The 17,348-nt window shown below is 62.0% G+C and carries 19 protein-coding genes; 6 read left to right on the top strand and 13 right to left on the bottom strand.

The features are described from left to right. Positions 1-12 precede the first annotated feature (12 nt). Positions 13-1,131, bottom strand: a complete 1,119-nt coding sequence (locus tag H2LOC_RS09930) for a glycosyltransferase family 4 protein (RefSeq protein WP_136496258.1) — start codon at positions 1,129-1,131, stop codon at positions 13-15. Positions 1,132-1,423: 292 nt separating this feature from the next. On the opposite strand from H2LOC_RS09930, the gene H2LOC_RS09925 reads away from it, so the two are divergent. Together H2LOC_RS09925 and H2LOC_RS09920 are read left to right on the top strand one after the other, a co-directional pair. Then, entirely contained in the window at positions 1,424-1,795 is a 372-nt protein-coding gene (locus H2LOC_RS09925) for a VOC family protein (protein ID WP_246207104.1), read from the top strand. A 48-nt stretch (positions 1,796-1,843) separates the two neighbouring features. Beyond that, positions 1,844-2,560 carry a glutathione S-transferase gene (locus H2LOC_RS09920; protein WP_136496257.1) on the top strand — a complete coding sequence of 239 codons (717 nt, stop codon included), beginning with the start codon at positions 1,844-1,846 and terminating at the stop codon, positions 2,558-2,560. On the opposite strand, the gene H2LOC_RS09915 is transcribed toward H2LOC_RS09920, so the two are convergent. Then, positions 2,555-4,063 (bottom strand): glycine betaine ABC transporter substrate-binding protein, encoded by a 1,509-nt coding sequence (locus H2LOC_RS09915; RefSeq protein WP_246207102.1) that lies wholly within the window; start codon positions 4,061-4,063, stop codon positions 2,555-2,557. The two genes, H2LOC_RS09920 and H2LOC_RS09915, sit on opposite strands and share 6 nt — an antisense overlap. Then, entirely contained in the window at positions 4,060-4,827 is a 768-nt protein-coding gene (locus tag H2LOC_RS09910) for an ATP-binding cassette domain-containing protein (RefSeq protein ID WP_136496256.1), read from the bottom strand. The genes H2LOC_RS09915 and H2LOC_RS09910 overlap by 4 nt, the downstream gene beginning before the upstream one ends. 199 nt (positions 4,828-5,026) lie before the next feature. On the opposite strand from H2LOC_RS09910, the gene egtB reads away from it, so the two are divergent. The 3 genes from egtB (at position 5,027) to H2LOC_RS09895 (ending at position 7,595) form a co-directional block, all read left to right on the top strand. Next, the gene (gene egtB, locus H2LOC_RS09905) at positions 5,027-6,310 is read left to right on the top strand and encodes an ergothioneine biosynthesis protein EgtB (protein ID WP_136496255.1); all 1,284 of its coding nucleotides are present in this window, start codon (positions 5,027-5,029) and stop codon (positions 6,308-6,310) included. Continuing rightward, a complete protein-coding gene (egtD, locus tag H2LOC_RS09900) occupies positions 6,310-7,269 on the top strand; it encodes an L-histidine N(alpha)-methyltransferase (RefSeq protein ID WP_136496254.1) in 960 nt (319 codons plus the stop codon). The genes egtB and egtD overlap by 1 nt, the downstream gene beginning before the upstream one ends. 131 nt (positions 7,270-7,400) lie before the next feature. Continuing rightward, positions 7,401-7,595, top strand: a complete 195-nt coding sequence (locus tag H2LOC_RS09895) for a DUF3008 family protein (protein ID WP_136496253.1) — start codon at positions 7,401-7,403, stop codon at positions 7,593-7,595. Between the two features lie 36 nt (positions 7,596-7,631). Here H2LOC_RS09895 and H2LOC_RS09890 read toward each other — a convergent pair whose 3' ends face one another. Beyond that, on the bottom strand, positions 7,632-7,892 hold the full coding sequence (locus H2LOC_RS09890) for a hypothetical protein (RefSeq protein WP_136496252.1): 261 nt from the start codon (positions 7,890-7,892) through the stop codon (positions 7,632-7,634). A 172-nt stretch (positions 7,893-8,064) separates the two neighbouring features. Beyond that, the gene (locus H2LOC_RS09885) at positions 8,065-8,370 is read right to left on the bottom strand and encodes a hypothetical protein (protein ID WP_136496251.1); all 306 of its coding nucleotides are present in this window, start codon (positions 8,368-8,370) and stop codon (positions 8,065-8,067) included. Positions 8,371-8,574: 204 nt separating this feature from the next. Between H2LOC_RS09885 and H2LOC_RS09880 the strand changes: the two genes are divergently transcribed. Next, positions 8,575-9,021 (top strand): hypothetical protein, encoded by a 447-nt coding sequence (locus H2LOC_RS09880; protein WP_136496250.1) that lies wholly within the window; start codon positions 8,575-8,577, stop codon positions 9,019-9,021. Between the two features lie 101 nt (positions 9,022-9,122). Here the strand turns inward: H2LOC_RS09880 and H2LOC_RS09875 are convergent, their stop codons facing one another. The 8 genes from H2LOC_RS09875 to H2LOC_RS09840 all read right to left on the bottom strand — a co-directional run bounded on the left by H2LOC_RS09875 (position 9,123) and on the right by H2LOC_RS09840 (position 17,232). Continuing rightward, positions 9,123-9,479, bottom strand: a complete 357-nt coding sequence (locus H2LOC_RS09875; RefSeq protein WP_136496249.1) for a hypothetical protein — start codon at positions 9,477-9,479, stop codon at positions 9,123-9,125. A gap of 160 nt (positions 9,480-9,639) precedes the next feature. Next, on the bottom strand, positions 9,640-10,083 hold the full coding sequence (gene rnhA / locus H2LOC_RS09870) for a ribonuclease HI (protein WP_136496248.1): 444 nt from the start codon (positions 10,081-10,083) through the stop codon (positions 9,640-9,642). Continuing rightward, a complete protein-coding gene (gene thrB, locus H2LOC_RS09865) occupies positions 10,080-11,048 on the bottom strand; it encodes a homoserine kinase (protein WP_136496247.1) in 969 nt (322 codons plus the stop codon). The genes rnhA and thrB overlap by 4 nt, the downstream gene beginning before the upstream one ends. A 179-nt stretch (positions 11,049-11,227) precedes the next feature. Continuing rightward, on the bottom strand, positions 11,228-12,190 hold the full coding sequence (ispH, locus tag H2LOC_RS09860; protein ID WP_136497060.1) for a 4-hydroxy-3-methylbut-2-enyl diphosphate reductase: 963 nt from the start codon (positions 12,188-12,190) through the stop codon (positions 11,228-11,230). 222 nt (positions 12,191-12,412) lie between these two features. Then, on the bottom strand, positions 12,413-14,047 hold the full coding sequence (locus tag H2LOC_RS09855; protein WP_154331615.1) for a DUF535 family protein: 1,635 nt from the start codon (positions 14,045-14,047) through the stop codon (positions 12,413-12,415). 143 nt (positions 14,048-14,190) lie between these two features. Continuing rightward, the gene (locus H2LOC_RS09850; protein ID WP_136496245.1) at positions 14,191-15,507 is read right to left on the bottom strand and encodes a TadE/TadG family type IV pilus assembly protein; all 1,317 of its coding nucleotides are present in this window, start codon (positions 15,505-15,507) and stop codon (positions 14,191-14,193) included. A gap of 194 nt (positions 15,508-15,701) precedes the next feature. Next, on the bottom strand, positions 15,702-16,658 hold the full coding sequence (gene cbiB, locus H2LOC_RS09845) for an adenosylcobinamide-phosphate synthase CbiB (protein ID WP_136496244.1): 957 nt from the start codon (positions 16,656-16,658) through the stop codon (positions 15,702-15,704). Between the two features lie 16 nt (positions 16,659-16,674). After that, positions 16,675-17,232, bottom strand: coding sequence for a YbhB/YbcL family Raf kinase inhibitor-like protein (locus tag H2LOC_RS09840; protein WP_136496243.1), 558 nt, complete (start codon positions 17,230-17,232; stop codon positions 16,675-16,677). Positions 17,233-17,348: the final 116 nt, after the last annotated feature.

Genomic DNA, 17,348 nt, shown 5'->3' with positions numbered 1-17,348 from the left:
GAGCTGCGCCGGCTATTCCGCGCCGGGGCGCGAGGGCTGCCTATAGCGGTCGAACGGTTCGATCAGGCTTAGATTGGGCGCCGGCTTGGCCTTGCCAAGGGATGAGTTAGGCCTTTTGAGCAGGCGTTCGTAGACCTTGATATAATTGCGCGCCATGAGTTCCGACGTGAATTTATGCTCGAAGGTCTTGCGCACGAGACGGCGGTCGAGATTGTCCACCTTCGCCACGGCGGCCGCCGCCTCGTCGACGCTTTCGACGATAAAGCCGCTGACGCCGTCGTCGATCACCTCTCTCACCGACCCGTGCGGGAAGGCGATCACCGGCGTGCCGCAGGCCATGGCTTCGATCATGACGAGACCGAAGGGTTCGGGCCATTCGATCGGGAATATGAGCGCTTTGGCGCCATTCAGAAACGCCTCTTTTTCGTTTTCGCCGATCTCGCCGATGAATTCCACATTGGGCGCAGCCAGAAGCGGCGACACCGTCTCGTCGAAATAGCATTGATCGACCTTGTCTACCTTGGCGGCGATCTTGAGCCTTTGACCCGTGCGGCGCGCGATCTCTATGGCGCGCACTATGCCTTTGTCGGGGCAGATCCTCCCGAGAAAAGCAAGATAGTCGCCCTCGTCCTGATTTTTGATCGAATAGAGATTGCGCGGAAGCCCGTGATAGACCGTGGCCACCCAGTTTGCGGCGAGAGGCCGCCGTTGATCCGACGAAATCGACACGACCGGCATCTTGTTGAACTGCTTGAACAGGGGCGCGAGATCGGGCAGATCGAGACGTCCGTGAAGCGTGGTCACGCTCTTATGCGCGAAGTTCCGCATCAAGGGAAAATGCAGGCAATCATTATGGAAGTGAAGAACGTCGAACTCATGCGCTCTTCTGAACACAAGGTCGAGCTGCAGAAGACTGTAGGGCAGCGGATCTTTCACGTTTGAAAGTCTCAAGGCCCTCGCGCAGCAAGGAACGAGTTCCGCCGAAGTGTACGAGTCGCCGCTCGCGAACAAGGTCACCTCATGCCCCTGATTGATCAACTCTTCCGTGAGATACGAGACTATCCGCTCCGTTCCTCCATACAGCATCGGGGGAACGCTCTCCATGAGCGGCGGAATCTGCGCGATTTTCATTGCTGAAGGACCTCGCCATTTGCCTGTGACGCCTGTGACCGGACTAGCGCTCCTACGCCCGAATGCAGGTCGTTCGAACGACACGTCGCGCCGGAGCAGAACGGAGCGCATTCTTGGCGCAAAAGCCTGTCGACCTTTGCAGCGGATGCGATCTGTGACGCTCGACATCAACTAGCGCAGGCAGGCGCAAGAGCGATAAAAAATAGAAGTCGGCGGAGTCCGCGAGGCTCGTGCTCCCCGGGCGATCTTCTCCAGATGATAGCGCAGGACTTCGCCGCGCGCCGGGAGCCGCATGATGACCATAGTCCTCAATCACACAATAGCGCCCGCGCATGACAAGGCGGCGGCGGCGGAGTGGTTCGCGAAGATATTTGGATTGCGGGCCGAGTATGACGACGGCCATTTTGCGTCCGTGAGGATAAACGAGGCGCTGACTTTGCTGTTCGCCGAAGAGAACTCCTTCAGCCCCAACCATTACGCATTTCACGTCGGCGACGCCGAATTCGACGCTATACTGGCGCGCGTGAAGGCGGCGCGTCTCGCCTTCGGCAGCGCTCCCTGGAGCGAAGCCGACGGAAAGCTCAACGACTGGAACGGCGGACGCGGGGTGTATTTTCGCAGCCCTGACGGCCATCTCCTTGAACTCATGACCGCCGCCCATTGAGAACGGTTCCGAATGCGCCGTTTTCTGACAGCGTGAGGAGAATGTGCGATGGCCTATCGACTGTATTACTGGCCGGGGATCCAGGGCAGGGGAGAATTTGTCAGGCTGGCGCTGGAGGAGGCCGGCGCGGAATATGTCGACGTGGCGCGCGAGGCCGATGGCGAAGCCGAGCTGGAGGCGTTCCTGGAGCAGACCGGAATTCGCCATCCTCCTTTCGCGCCGCCCTTTCTCGCCGATGGCGATCTGGTGATCGGCCAGACCGCGGCCATTCTATGGCATCTGGGAGAACGCCATGGCCTCGCACCGCGCGACGAGAGCGAAAAGCTCTGGGTGCATCAGCTGCAGCTCACCATCGCAGATCTCGTTTCGGAGGCGCATGACGCGCATCATCCGCTCGGCGCCCATCTCTACTACGAGGAGCAGCAGGCTGAAGCCAGGAAGCGGGCCAAGGCTTTCCGCAGCCAGCGCATTCCCAGGTTCCTGAACTGGTTCGAGCGGATTCTCTCAGTCGGACGCAATGGCTGGCTCGCGGGAGACAATCTAACCTACGCCGATCTGTCTCTGTTCCAGGCGTTCGAAGGGCTTCGCTACGCCTTTCCAAAGGCAATGAGAGCAGCGAGCGCCGGAACGCCGCGCGTCGACGCGCTTGCGCGCAAGGTCGCGGCGAGATCGAGGATTCGCGCCTATCTCGAAAGCGAGCGTCGCCTGCCTTTCAGCACGGAGGGCATATTCAGGCATTATCCCGAGCTCGACCTGCAATCATAGGGGTCGCCGCAATCCACGGGGAAAGAGTCGTCGCTCCACGAAGTCGAAAAAGGCCTCGACGGCGAGGGCGAGCAGGGCGGCGGGGACGGCTCCTTCCAGGATCATGCCGAAGTCGTCGAGGCGTACGCCGCTGAAGATGGGTTGCCCAAATCCCCCTGCGCCGATCAGCGCCCCGAGGGTGGCCGTGCCGATATTGAGGACGGCGGCGGTCTTGATCCCGGCGAGGATCGAAGGCGAAGCGAGCGGAAGTTCGACGAGAAGCAGGCGCCTTGCCGGAGAGAGACCCAGCGCGATGGCGGAATTGCGCAGCGGCCTGGGTATGTTGGCGACGCCGGTCGCGGTGTTTCTCACGATCGGCAGCAGGCTGTAGAGGAACAGGGCGGCGATCGCCGGGGCGGCCCCGACGCCGAGCAGCGGTATCATGAATACGAGTAGCGCCAGCGAAGGTATGGTTTGCAGTATCGCCGTCATCGCCAGAGCGACACGCCCGAGCCCCGGATAGAATGCGGCGCTTACGCCGAGCGGAAGGCCGACGGCGATCGCAGCCGCGAGAGAGACGGCGGTCAGGCGCAGATGTTCGGCGCCGCGCCGAAGCACTCTATGCCACAGGCCTTCCTCGCGATTCACGAAGGGCAGGCCGAAACGGGCCGCGACGAAGCGCGCTGCAACCTCGCTTTCGGCGCGCTTCTCGAACTTCACCGATTTGTTCATCGCGATCATGGCCGCGGCGTCTATGGTCCCGGCCATTCTCAGAATTGAAGAAAGCGCGGCCGGCGCATTGCGCTCGAGTTCCACGCGATACAGCAGAACGGCCTGGTTCTCTCGTAGCCGGGCCAGATCGTCCTCCAGCACGGTTATGCGCGGATCGGCCGCTTCGGGGTCGGTGGCGTAGAGATCGACGACGTCTATCGACCCGTCGAGCAGGGCCTTGTAGGCGATATCGTGATCGAATCCGCGCGCCGTCTCACCCTCGAGCCCGTAGGCCGCCGAGAGCGCCGGCCAGCCGTCGCGCCGCCGCAGGAATTCGTCGCTCAAGCCGAAGCGCAGCGAGGAATGCCGGGCGAGATCGGAAATCCGATGGATCGCAAGGCGTTGCGCGGCCTCTCGCCTCATGCCGAGGACATAGGCGTCTCCGAAGCCGAGAGGCGGGCTTTTTTTCAAGCCCAGCAGAGCGAGCGCGCGATCGAGATCCCGGTCGCTCTCGCCGGATTCTCCCGCAAGAATCTCATATTCCAGGGTCCCCGAATATTCCGGATAGAGGTCGATCTCCCCGGCCTTCAGTGCGTCCCACAACATTCGCGTCCCGCCGAGTTCCTGCCGCTGCGCAACTGCAGCGCCGGTCGATCGGGCGAGTTCGCCCGCGATGTCTGCGAGAATGACGGACTCGGTGAACTTCTTCGAACCGATGCGCATCTCCTCGCGGCCAGTCGCGCCGAGCGCGACGAAAGGCGCAAGGAACGCCAGCACAGCCATGACGAGCCGCGGGTTCCGCGCCGGCCTCATCGTCGGAGCATCCCTTCGGCGCGGGCGCCTATCGCTTCGAGACGCGACAATTGTGCCTGAAGGAAGCGGGTGACGATCGGCGCTTCTGGACGCTGTTGAAGATCGATGAAGGAACCTTGCTGCGCGATCCGGCCGTCGACGAGAAGAATTATCCGGTCGGCGAAAAAGGCGGCTTCGGCGATGTCATGCGTGACCAGCACGACGGTCTTCGCGAGGTCGCGGAAAATTCCTTCGAGTTCGTCCTGGAGTTCGTAGCGGATCATGGGGTCGAGCGCCCCGAACGGCTCGTCCATAAGCAATATCTTCGGGTTCAGCATGAGGGCGCGCATGAGGGAAACCCGCTGGCGCTGGCCGCCCGAAAGCTCCAGCGGAGACTTGTCCAGGCTCTCGCGAGGCAGGCGGGTGAGTTCGCATAATTCATCGAGCCGCGCCTTGCGAGCCTGCTCGCCCCAGCCGCATTCCCTGGCCATGAGCTCGACATTGCCGCGCGCGGAAAGATGAGGAAACAGACCGCCGTCCTGGATCACATAGCCGATCTTGCGCCTCGCATTCATGGCCGTTGCGGCGGTCAGGAGCTCGCCGTCGAGCCAAATGCGGCCTTGGTCCGCCTGCTCGATTCCCATGATCAGGGACAGCAGGGTGGACTTTCCGCTGCCCGACGGCCCGATCAGAACGGTTGTCCGCGACTCTTCGAACGACGCAGATAAATCGTCGATGACGGTAGCGCCCTCGTAATGTTTCACGAGTCGTTCCAATCGAATCATGATCCGTCTCTCCTGCTTGCGCTTCCATCATCAATGTAGCGCCCGCGACGGGATCGCGACTCTGCGTGGCGCATCTGCTGAAAAAATCGCGGGATCGAAACCGGCGCCTCGTGAGTTACCCAGTTGCAACGGCCTCGAAGCCGAGACTGCGCGTTATTGGTTTTTCGCCTTGTGGAACAACGATCGACCGGGATGACGAATGATAAGCTTCACTCTTGCCGGAACGGATTGCGATTGGGCTCAGGGCCTTTGCTCCAGGCTGCGCGAAACCCGGAATCTTTCGATGAGGCTGGCGTCAGAGCTCGGACCTGAGGACATGGCCGTGCAGGCGATGGAGGATGCGAGCCCGACCAAATGGCATCTTGCGCATACGAGCTGGTTTTTCGAAAAGTTCGTGCTGGAGCGCTATATTGAGTCCTATGCGCCCTTCGACGCGCGTTTCAACTATTGCTTCAACTCCTACTACGAGTCTCTTGGCGCTCGCCATCCGAGGCCCAAGCGTGAAATTCTGACACGCCCCTCGCTCGATCGCGTTCTGGCCTACCGTAGGCATGTCGACCTCGCGCTCGAGGAATTTTTCGACGGCGGTCTCGCCTACGCGCCCGAATCCTATGGCTTGATCGAAACCGGCGCCAATCACGAGCAGCAGCATCAGGAGCTGATGCTGACCGACATACTCGCGCTTTTCGCCGCCAATCCTCTGCGGCCATGCTATCGCTCGCCGCGATCCCACAACCCGGGGCCGGAGCCTCGGGCGCAAAAATGGATCGCATTCGAAGGCGGCGTTCGCCGCATGGGCATGGATGGCGAGGGCTTCTGCTGGGACAATGAAAGGCCGGGTCACGAGGCCTTGCTGGCGCCCTTTCGTCTCGCCGACAGGCCAGTCGTCAACCTCGAGTGGCTGCAGTTCATGGAGGATGGCGGCTATGACGCGCCGTCTCTGTGGCTTTCCGACGGTTGGGCGCTGGCGAACCGCGAACGATGGCGCGCGCCGCTCTATTGGGAGCATTGCGACGGCCAGTGGTTCTGCATGACGCTGGAAGGGCTCCAGCCGGTCGATCCGGCGGCTCCGGTCGCACATGTCAGCTATTTCGAAGCGCAGGCCTTCGCGCAATGGGCGGGTAGTCGCCTTCCCACCGAGTTCGAATGGGAGGCCGCGGCGCAAACGGCCGGCCGCGAAGCCAATGATCTCGGCAGCGACGCCCTGCGGCCGCTTCCGGCCGGCGCCGGAGCCGGAATGAAGCAGATGTTCGGCGATGTCTGGGAGTGGACCGGAAGCGCCTACCTTCCCTATCCGGGCTATCGCCCGCCCGCCGGGCCGCTCGGGGAATACAACGGCAAATTTATGGTGGGCCAGCATGTGCTTCGCGGCGGCTCCTGCGCAACGCCGAGCGGCCATGTCCGGGCCAGTTACCGGAACTACTTCTATCCTCATCAGCGCTGGCAGTTCTCCGGCCTGCGCCTCGCGTCGGATGCGTCGTGATGATCGGCTCGGCTCAACCCGCCCGGCGGCGGGAAGAAGAAGTTTCCGATTTTGCCGCCTGCGTCGTCCGAGGATTGTCCAAAGCGCGTAAAAGCCTTCCCTGCCGCTTCCTTTACGATGCGCGCGGAAGCGAACTGTTCGAGGAGATCACGGCGCTTCCGGAATATTATCCGACGAGATGCGAATTCGAGATATTGACGGACCGCGCGGAGGAAATTTCGAGCGGGCATGATTCCGTAGCGGCGCTGGTGGAATTCGGTTCTGGCTCGTGCCGCAAGACCGAGATCCTGATCGAGCGGCTGCGCGCGCTCTCGCTTTACATACCGATAGATATTTCACGCGACGCGCTTCGGCAGGCGAAGACGAGATTGGAGAGCAGATTTCCGCAATTGCGGGTCAGTCCCATCGTTGCGGATTTCACCCGCCCCGCGCTCCTCCCGGAGGAAATTACTCGCGCCGTCAAGCTCGGCTTCTTTCCCGGTTCGACGATAGGCAATTTCACGCCGGCCCAGGCGGCGGCGCTCCTTGCGATGATGAGGCGCTTGCTCTCCCCGCAGGGCGCCCTGATCATCGGCGTCGATCTCAAGAAAGACTCGAAACTGCTGACGCGAGCCTATGACGACGCCGAAGGCGTAACCGCAGCTTTCAACCTCAATCTTCTGGCGCGCATCAATCGTGAACTCGATGGAAGCTTCGATCTGCGGGGTTTCCGCCATGAGGCTGTCTACGACTGCGCCAAAGGTTGCATCGAGATGCGGCTCGTCAGCATGAAAGATCAGACGGCGATGGCGGCGGGGCGACGCTTTCATTTCGTCGCAGACGAGAGGATTCATACCGAAAGCTCGTACAAATACACGATCCCGGAATTCAGGCGCATCGCCGCTCTCGCCGGCTGGAAAGCCGGCCGGGTCTGGAAGGATATGGCGGGCTGTTTCAGTCTGCATGAACTCGTGGCGTGAGAGCGGCGCTAAAATTTCACGCCCGTTGAAACATCCGGCCTTGATCGGCTTCTTCGCTTATCCAGTTGAGCGTTGAAGCGGACTGTCGCGATCTTCTCGACAGAACGCAATCAGCCGAAGGCGTGAGTTCGATGCCCGCGAAATCGAAAGCTCAACAAATGGCGGCTGGAGCGGCTCTCGCCGCCAAGCGCGGAAAGCGCAAGAAGAGCGAGTTGAAAGGAGCCGCTAAGTCGATGGTCGAGTCTATGGACGAGAAGCAGCTTCACGATCTGGCGTCGACTCCTCAAAAAGGAAAGCCGAACCATGTGACGGAGCCCTCGCGATAGAGCGCGTCCCGCCGCCCGATGCTGGTTCCCGACCCTTTAAGTTAAGCCGCGTGAAAAATTCCTGGTCGCGACCAGCACGCGCAGGGCCTCGACCTCGTCGCGCCTGATGGGGGAGGGGACCCCGTAACGCCGGGAATAATCTGTCGCCTCTTTCCATAGGCTGTCGAGATAATCCGGCAGAAGATTGAGAATCATTTCCGGTCTCCCGCGCACATGTTCGAGATAATCTCTCACGATGGGAGGAAGGCTGTTCTCTTTGGGGGCCGCTGTTGCAGCGGCCTGATTGGCGGTCGGCATGGCCCAAGTCCTTTTTGCCCTTTTGCGTGCGCGACGAGGCGATTCAGGGCGCGACTCGAATATTGCCTTCAGCTTGCACGAACGAGGCGGCGTAAGCGCGGCTTTTGCGAGTCCTTCCAGTGAAAAATCCGTCCTCTTGCCCGAGGCGCCGGCGCTCGGCGCCCGCAACGCGTCAATTGGATTCCGTTTCCCCGATTTCGTCGAGTGTGGTCTGTACTGACCGGCGCGCGCGTCTTCGATCGCAGATCGATAGCGCGGCGTCGAGGAGGAATCCGCCTGCCGCGAAAAGCAGCGCGCCCAGCACGGGAACGAGAACCATGAATGCAATGAGATAGATGATCGTCGACGGCGCTATCGTGAAGGCGATCAGGGTGGATAGAGTTTTGTTTAATCGTGTTTTCTTCACGCGAACCGGTATCCACTTCGCTCGAAAACACTCTGGCGCGCCGACCAGGAGAATCGCCTCGAGGTCGGTCATGATTACAGCTCCGTTTGGGGTGGACGTCCTTTCTCGCATCGATTTTCGTAAACTGTTTTGCGGCGCCGCACGATCCGTCGCTCGCGCACAAATTGATGTCCTGCGGGGGCGCTGCGCCCTCATGAACGAATTCTCCCTTGCGCCGCTTGAAACGCGATCTCGACGCGACATTTGCCGGTTTCAATCTCGCAGTGGAATCAAGTCATGGAAAAGCTGACCACGGACGTAATGGACGCCACCGGCCTCGATCCGTCGATCGCGAAGGCCGCGATCGGGCATGTTCTGCTCTTCCTGCGTAACGAAGCGCCGCAGGGCCGCGTAGCGGAGTTCATCGACAAGACGCCCAAAGCGCAAGAAGCGATCGAAGCCGCTGCCGCGCACGGCGACGGCGGCGTCACCGTCGCCATCGAAGGAATGACGAGCTTCATGGGGCGCGGCCGGGCCGACACCAATATTCTCGCGGGAAGGCTGGCGAATCTCGGCCTCGATGAACGCCAGATCATGGCCCTCGTGAGCCGGATCGTTTCCAGAGCGGAAATCTTGCTCGGCCCCGAGGACGCAGCGAGAATTAAAAGTCTTCTTCCCATGCTCGACGAGCGATTGGGAATTGCGCCCGCGCATGAAGCCCGGCCGGACCCCGGAATGGCGTAGCGCGGCGCCCTCGTTTCGAATTCGGCAAAGCGACAAAAACCCATCAACTCGCGGCGATGCGGCGGGCCCTGAAAAGGAAGACCGGGTTTTTGGAGGCGGCTTTACGCCGCCTCTTCGTGCGCGGGGGCTCGATTTTCGGCTTTGGTTCCTTTTACGATCTCGATCACTTCATATTTGGCCGCGTTAACCGCGTCGTCGACGACCTCATGAATCCAGTGGCAGGAGTTATCCTGCAGAATGCTGACCCTCGAAGGGAAGGCGTGTCGCCGAATGGCCCTCAGGACCCGGGATTTATATTCGGATTCCGCCTCTCGTTCGATGGCGGCTTCGACCAGGGACCGGATATCCGGGGGAAGCGCCGAGATGACCGCATCTTCAAAGCGGGAAAGGAAAATCGCCTTGAGGTCCAACAATTCGGTCACAGTCCGTTGGAGAGCGCGAAGTTCGACTGTGTCCATATTTTTCACTCCCGCTTGGGCGAGCGCAAGATTCACTCACTTGCTCGCCCAGTTTGTCTTATTTATCGCGGAGATGACAACATATGTGCGTCTGGCGGCGGTTAATCGCGCGCTGAAAGTTTTACGCGCATTAATCGGGTTCGCGCATGGGTCTAAATCGTTATTTCGCCAGGAAAGGAGCCATTCCTGCCCGCGCCAGCGCGTCTGCGCGCTCGTTCATTTCGTCGCCGGCGTGGCCCCTGACCCAGTGCCACGCGACATCGTGACGCGCTCCCGCGTCCTCCAGCCGACGCCAGAGTTCGACGTTCTTTACCGGCTTGTTGTCGGCGGTCTTCCAGCCGCGGGCCTTCCATGCGCGCAACCATTGGGTGACGCCATTGCGCACATATTGCGAATCCGTGTGCAGATCGACCGCGCAAGGCCGGGTCAGGGTTTCCAGCGCGACGATGGCCGCCATCAGTTCCATGCGGTTGTTGGTGGTCTGCGCCTCGCCGCCGCTGATCTCCTTTTCGCGCCCATTGAATTGCAGTATCGCGCCGTAACCGCCCGGTCCCGGATTGCCCGAGCAGGCGCCGTCGGTCCAGATGCTCACCCTGCGGGTCATGGCGAGGTAAAGCCGTAGTCGCGCGCATCGGCGACTTTCTGGTGAAAGGCGAGCTTGGCGATATATTCGCGCGGGTCCTTGGGGCGAACGAGGGCGCCGGGGGGAACATTCAGCGCGTCGACGAAGCGTGTGAGCAGGAAGCGCATGGCGGCGCCGCGCGCGAGCAGCGGAAAGGCGGCCCATTCCGTGGGGTCGAGCGGCCTCACGCGCCGATAGGCCTCGAACATCGCCCGGCCCTTGGCGGGATTGTAGGTCCAGGAGGAATCGAAACACCACGCGTTCAGGCAGACGGCGAGATCATAGGCGAAAGCGTCGTTGCAGGCGAAATAGAAATCGATCAGGCCCGACACCCGCTCGCCCAGAAACAGCACATTGTCAGGAAAGAGATCGGCATGGATGACGCCGGAGGGCAGATTCTTCGGCCATGATTCTTCGAGACGGTCGAGCTCGTCCGAAATCAGCGCGCGCAATCCCGGCGCAACCTCGTCCGCCCTTTCGCTATAAGGCTGGAACAGGGGACGCCAGCCGCTCACCGAAAGGGCGTTCGGCCGGCGAAGCGTAAAACCGCCCCCGCCGAGATGCAGTTGCGCCAGCTTCTCGCCCAGCGCGGCGCAATGGGCTTCTTCCGGATGATTGACTGCGAGCCCGTCGAGAAAAGTGACTATGGCCGCCGGGCGCCCCGCGAGCCGGCCCAGCGCCGAACCCGCGCGGTTGCGCACCGGCTGGGGACAAACGAGTCCGGCCGCCGCAAGATGCTCCATGAGCCCCAGAAAGAAGGGCAGGTCGGCCTCGGCCACGCGTTTTTCGTAAAGCGTGAGGATGAAGCTGCCTGCGCCGGCGTGGAGGTAGAAATTCGAGTTCTCGACTCCTTCGGCTATGCCCTTGCAGGACAAGAGTTCGCCTAAATCATAGGTGGCGAGGAAGGCGCTCAGCTCCTCATCGTCGACTTGCGTATATACGGCCATGGCCCCCGCCGTTTTGCGGCCGGCGAAGCCGGCCATGGTAAACGAACCGGCTCCGCCGTCCGCGGTTCGCGCCGGGAGGCCGGCGCGATTAGCCCGCCATCCGGTCGGAAAACGGTCCAGGTTCCAGATTTATCGCATCTTCCTGGTCGTCAGGCGTTTCCACCCGAGCTGAAAATGCTCTACGCGATCGCCCGGAGTTCTCGCGGCAAGGGAAAGGACACGTTCTCGTCGGCTGCGGAGACCGTCTCGACGCTGATCTCGTAGCGCTCGGCGAAGGCGTCCATGATCTCCTCCACCAGCACCTCCGGCGCCGAAGCCCCCGCGGTGATGCCGAGCGCTCCGATCTTGTGGAATATCTCCCAGTCGATCTCGCTGCGGCCCTGCACCAGCTGCGCCGGCGCCCCGGAGCGTTCCGCGACCTCGCGCAGCCTCTGCGAATTGGAGGAGTTCGGCGAACCCACCACGATCATCGCGTCCACTTTGGGCGCGACCAGCCGCACGGCGGCCTGGCGATTGGTCGTCGCGTAGCAGATATCCTCCTTGTGCGGGCCGACGATGGAGGGGAAACGCGCGGTCAGCGCCTCGATCACCTCACGCGAATCATCGAGCGAGAGCGTCGTCTGGGTGACATAGGAGAGGTTGCTCTCGTCTTCGAGTTGGAGTTTTGCGACGTCCTCGACCGACTCGACCAGAACCACCGCGCCTTCGGGAAGCTGGCCCATCGTGCCGACGACCTCGGGATGGCCCGCATGGCCGACGAGCAGGACCCGCCTGCCGCGCTTGTGATGGATTTCCGCCTCGCGGTGCACCTTGGTCACGAGAGGACAAGTCGCGTCTATGGCGAGCAGCGTGCGCTCGGCGGCGGCGGCGGACACGGACTTCGCCACGCCATGAGCCGAAAAGATCACGGGCGCTTCGGTATCTGGGATTTCCTCGAGCTCCTCGACGAAAACCGCCCCCTTGGCCTTGAGCGCCTCGACCACATAGCGGTTGTGGACGATTTCGTGGCGAACGAAGACCGGCGCGCCATATTTGGCGAGAGCCCGTTCGACCGCGTCGATGGCGCGCACCACGCCCGCGCAAAAGCCGCGGGGCGAGCAAAGCAGGATCTTGAGCGGCGGCTTCGTCGGCTGGATGTTCATTTCCTGGTCTTTATCCATTGCAGTCGCCGGAAGGTCTCTGGTTCGCAAGCTGCAGAAAAAGCGCGAGACGCGCGGGATTGGCCGAAGCAATGTAGCGCCGGAGCGAAGGTGTCAAGCCGCCGGGAGCGCGGCGTGAAAGCCGGCCGGTCGGCTCTTTGCCCGGCAGGGGCGAGCAGCGGAGGGTTTCCGGGAGCGGTTCAGCTCAAAAAGAGCCGCAACCGGTCAAACCTCGCAGAATGCGCTCCAGGCGTTCTGGCCGCGCGGACTGAAACGCGCGATCCGTCCTTCGCGGCGGCCGTGACGCACATAGTGCCGGGCCGGAAGGTCTCCGGCCGCTTTCACGTCCGGATAGTGTCGCAGGTAGAAATCATCGTCGAAGCCTGCCTGGATCAGTCGATTGATCTCCGCTTTTTCTCCAATATGCTTCAGCAGAGGGATGTTGCAGTCGGCGATTATTTTTCGAAAACCCGATGGTCTGGCCCGCATCTTGTCGAGATCGGCTTCGAGCAGATTTGCGGTCGCCCTGAGGTTCTGGTTTTCTTCCTCGAAGCGGCGAAGCTTTTGCGCAAGGTCGCCGTTGCATTCGGCAAATCGGCGCTGCTCCTCGGCCAGACGGTTGCGGCTCTGCAACAATTCCTCGTCCGCCAGCCTTTTTTGGAACGACAATTCCTCCGCCTGCCGCTCCCTGGACGCGAGCTCCTCCGCCAGCCGCCCGTTGGAAAGCAGCAGATCGAAGAACATGATCTGCGCCGCTCTTTCCTGCATCGCCGCCGCGTCTTCCATGCGCAGGGTCGCCTGAACCGAGGCCCGGACCGCCTCCGCAATGCCGTGTTTGAGCTTGTGCTTGGCTTTCGTGCGGAGCCGATGGCCCTGCTTCACGAGATTCAGCCGTTTCTGGGGTATCGGCGCGTCGAGATGGAAGAAACCGTCGACAGGGCCGCGGGCCCCGAGAGACGCAAAAAACCGATCGTAACCGTGGTGCAAGGATTCGCTGCGTTCCTCGCGGTAGCAAAAGAGATTGGTCGCCGACGCTCCCGCGATGTGCTCCAGTCCCAGAGATTGAGCGAAGCCGTCGAGGGCGGCGACGAGCGCCGCCTGCGGCGAGACTTCCTTGAAGTCCTTGGTCGCCTGCCGGATCTGCGGGAACATTCCTTTCATGCCCTGCATTCGCGACAGCAAAATGGCCCTCTCCGCTTGTAAGCCGAGGGCATGGCCGGGAACTATATTGAACGAGACGAGATATAGGGGGTCGTTGTCGCGCTTGAACAGCAGTGCGATTTCGCCTTCGTGCCTGGCGGAAGGCGCCAGCGCCAGAACTATTCTGTAAACATGATCGCCATGGCTATGTTCGAATAGTGGAACTTCTCCGTTCGCCATTCTCGCAAAGTTTGAGGGAGAAAAAACCGTCAATAAAAATGCATAGTTGCGATAGAAACAGTCGACCCTGACGGGTCTGCTTCCTCTGCTGAGCGTGCTGCAGAGATACGCCATTTCGTCAAAGTTGTGCCGGTGAACCCTATGCGCCGTCAAAAGGGAGTCTATCAGATCATGACGCTGCGCCAATTGGCGTTCGACGTTTCTGAGAGTGGGGCTGCCGATAAAATATTCAGTTAATATGTCTTTGAGCGCCGTGGAATCGGAATGAGCCCCGAATATATGGGGATAGAGCTGAGCCGGCTCACGCGCTACGAACTCCGACATTACCACTCCTGACAGGGAAGCGCGCTTCTCGGCGAAGCTCCCGACCCCACGCAAACCAGCTATATAATCAAGAAATTTAAGCAGGACCCGCGAAGAAATTATTAAGCGTGTCCCGATGCTTGCGCCGATCAAACGCGTTTTGGCGCCGGGAGGCAAGCGGCATTTCCATGTCGGCCGTATCGAGCGATCGTCGGTTCGATTTGGCACTCGCCGCGGGAAAATCGAACCGGCTGTCCCATAAAAGGCGGCGGCGCAGCCGAGATGCCGGCCGCGCCGCCAGGAAAGCCGGTGGATGAGACTCAGCGGATCAGATGCGAGGGCGAGGGAATACTGACGCTCGTGGTCGTCGTCACGGTCGAGGAAGCCGAGGGGAGGTTGAAGGCGGACGGCTTCAGGTTCCAGGTCACCCCGTCCATGATCAACGTATTCGTCACCATTGTGATCGAAGCGGAATTGACGTTCGCGCCGCTGTTGAACGTGATGTCGCGGCTGGGGAGGTGGATCAGGCCGGTGAGGCAATCCGCCGAGGTCGCGGCTCCGTTGATCGTGAAGGCGGAGGTCGCCAATCCCGGAGCCTCGAACATCAGGATATTGGCGTAGGTTCCCGTCGTCGGCGCGGAGAGGACCACTCCCGCGGTTCCGTTGAATTGCAGATATGACGAGTCGGCGAAATAGAAAGTGACGCCTGAGCCTGTCATGGTCCAGCCGCTGTTGAGGTTCCAGGAGACGTTCTTGAATATATAGAGACCCGGCGAAAGCGTGATCGTTCCCGAACCGTTGAAGTTGAAGCCGCCGCAGTAGACGCCCGGCTGCAAAGTGACCGAGCCGCTGTAATTCTGATTGGACACGGTGCAGGGACCGACATTGACCGACGGCATCTGCGCGGCGAAAGGATCCTGCGCGCTATTGCATCCCAGCTTGAGGACCGAGGCCCCGTTGGTGAAAGTCGCGCCGTTGTTGATGATGTTGGTTCCCGCGATGCACATGCTGCTCAGCGTGAAGGAGGCGCCGCTGTTGAGAATGGCGGCGGGAGTCGCAGTCGAGGCGACGTCCACCTCGCAGGTCGGGGCGTTGATGGTCGCGCCGCTGTTGGCGAGGAAGGCCTGGGGCCGTGTCGCTCCCACCGCCAGGATGCAGACGTTGGCCGGCGTGGTGGTGGTCTGCGTCGAGGTGATCCCCGGGCCGTTGTTGGTCGCGGTCGAGGTCGCCGAGACAGGCACCGAGCTGATCCGGACGAGTTGCATGAAGGTCGTCGGCATCGCGCCCGTTATCGTGACCTGATAATTCCCCGCGGACTCTGTTTCCGTGACGGTCGGCGTGACGCGAAGACCCATGATGGCGAGGTTGGAGAGCGCCACGTTTTGCGCCGCAGCCTGCCTTGCCGTTTGAGTGCCGCTCGGCAAACGGGCGGCCGCGATGGCCGCGGAATCCGCGGCCTCCTGGAGCGCGGATCTCGCCCTGGCGGCGCGCCCGTAATCGAGGGCCACGCCCAGCGTCAGCATTACGGGGATCATCGCCAAAGCGAAGGTGACGAGGACGCCGCCGGAGGATTCCAAACCAAACGCGCGCAATTTCGCTCTCGCGGCGGCGACGCCGCGAAGGAAGAACATGGACATCGATATTTACCTGCCTGTTTGCGGCGGACGTTGTCAGCCGCGAGCTATCACCCGGAATATCGAACTGATTTCATTTAACAAATCGTTTTTCTTAACTTTGCTTTCCTGCGTATCTCAGGATTTTCTCCCTTTTCGTTCGGCGCGGTTAAAGACCGGGTCGGAGCGGATCGCCGTGGCCGGAATGCGAGGGGATTTCACCAACCCGCGGCGGCCCCGACCGCGGCAGCCGCCCAAAGCCCCGCAAGGGCGCGGCGGTAGAGCGCAAGGGCGTCGTGAATGTCGTCTGCGCAGGCGGCGGCGCGCCCGTCGCCGAGCGTCGCGCCGAGCACTTCCTGTTCGCCGTATTTGCGGGGGCCTCCGAGCCGCAGGCCGAGTGCGCCGGCCATGGCGGCTTCGGGCCAGCCCGCGTTGGGCGAAGCGTGTTTGCGCGCGTCGCGCCGCACGGCCGTCAGCGCCTCGCCGGCTCTGCGTCCCGCCGCGAAGGTCAAAAGCAGGGCCGAAAGCCGCGAAGCGGGGAGGTTGAGAAGATCGTCCAGCCGCGCCGAGGCCCAACCGAAATCCACGTAGCGTTCCGAGCGATGGCCGATCATGCTGTCGGCGGTGTTGATGGCTTTATAGGCCAATGCGCCAGGCAGGCCGAGCAGCGCCATCCACAGGACCGGGGCGACGATCCCGTCCGAGAAATTCTCGGCGAGGCTCTCTATGGCGGCTCGGGAGACGCCGGCCTCGTCGAGCCGCGAAACGTCGCGGCCGACGATTTTGGACACCGCCGCGCGGCCGTCTTCGAGCGAAACCTCGAGGCCTCGCGCCACTTCCGCCACGTGAGCGTAAAGGCTCCGCTGCGCCAGCAGGCTGCAGGAGACCAGAGCCAGAGCGGCAAAACCAAAGGGAAGCGCGAGCAGGGCAGCCTGTAGCGCCGCGCCGAGAGCGAGGCTTCCCGAAAGCAGCAGCGCCGTCGTCACGACCCCGCACAGCCGACGGCGCAGGGGCGGGCCGCGATTGAGGCCCGTCTCCAGCTTCTCGATGGCCGCGCCGATCCAGACGACGGGATGGCCGATCCGCGCGAACAGCGCCGGGGGATAGCCGAGCGCCGCCTCAGCAGCGAGCGCGGCCAGTGCGAGGCCGAAATGCGCCGAAAACGCCGTCGCCAACTCTAAATCCGGGCTCTCAGCGGCCGTAGGTCGCGGTCAGGGTCGCTTTCGCCAGCGCGGCCTTGTTGATGCTGAAGCCGATCAGCGCAGTTCTGGCGTTGGCGGGAAGGTCGAGCTTTTCGACCGGCAGGGCGTAGACCGTGAAGTTGTAATGATGGACGCCATGGCCGGGCGGAGGGCAGGGGCCGCCGTAGCCGGGTTCGCCGAAATCGGTTTCGAGCTGCCGCGCGCCGGCGGGCAGTTTCTTGCCGTCGGCCGAGCCGGCGCCCTCGGGGAGGCTGCGCGTCGAGGCGGGAATGTCGACCAGAAGCCAATGCCAGAAGCCGGCGCCGCCGGTCGGCGCGTCGGGGTCATGGACGAGGACGGCGAAGCTCTTGGCGCCCGCGGGCGGATCGGTCCATTCCAGAGCCGGCGAGACGTTCTCGCCCTTGCAGCCGAAGGAATTGTACACAAACTTCTCCGCGATCGGCTTTTGCGCGGCGAGGTCCGGGCTTTTGAGCTCAAAGGCCTGCGCAGCGCCGGCCGAAAAGGCGAAAAGGGAAGCGAATGCAACAGAAATAACACCGCGTTTCATGCTCTGCTCCTGCCCTCTAAAAAGTGAAGCCGGCAAGGCATAGCCGATTGCGGCAGGGATGTCGCGGGCGAGGACGCGAAGAGGACCAGCCGCCTCGCGTCCTCGGCAAGATCAGC

It is taken from the genome of Methylocystis heyeri, from assembly GCF_004802635.2.
GTDB lineage: Bacteria > Pseudomonadota > Alphaproteobacteria > Rhizobiales > Beijerinckiaceae > Methylocystis > Methylocystis heyeri.
Note: the sequence above shows the minus strand (reverse complement) of the source record. Positions and strands in the feature narration are given on the sequence as shown.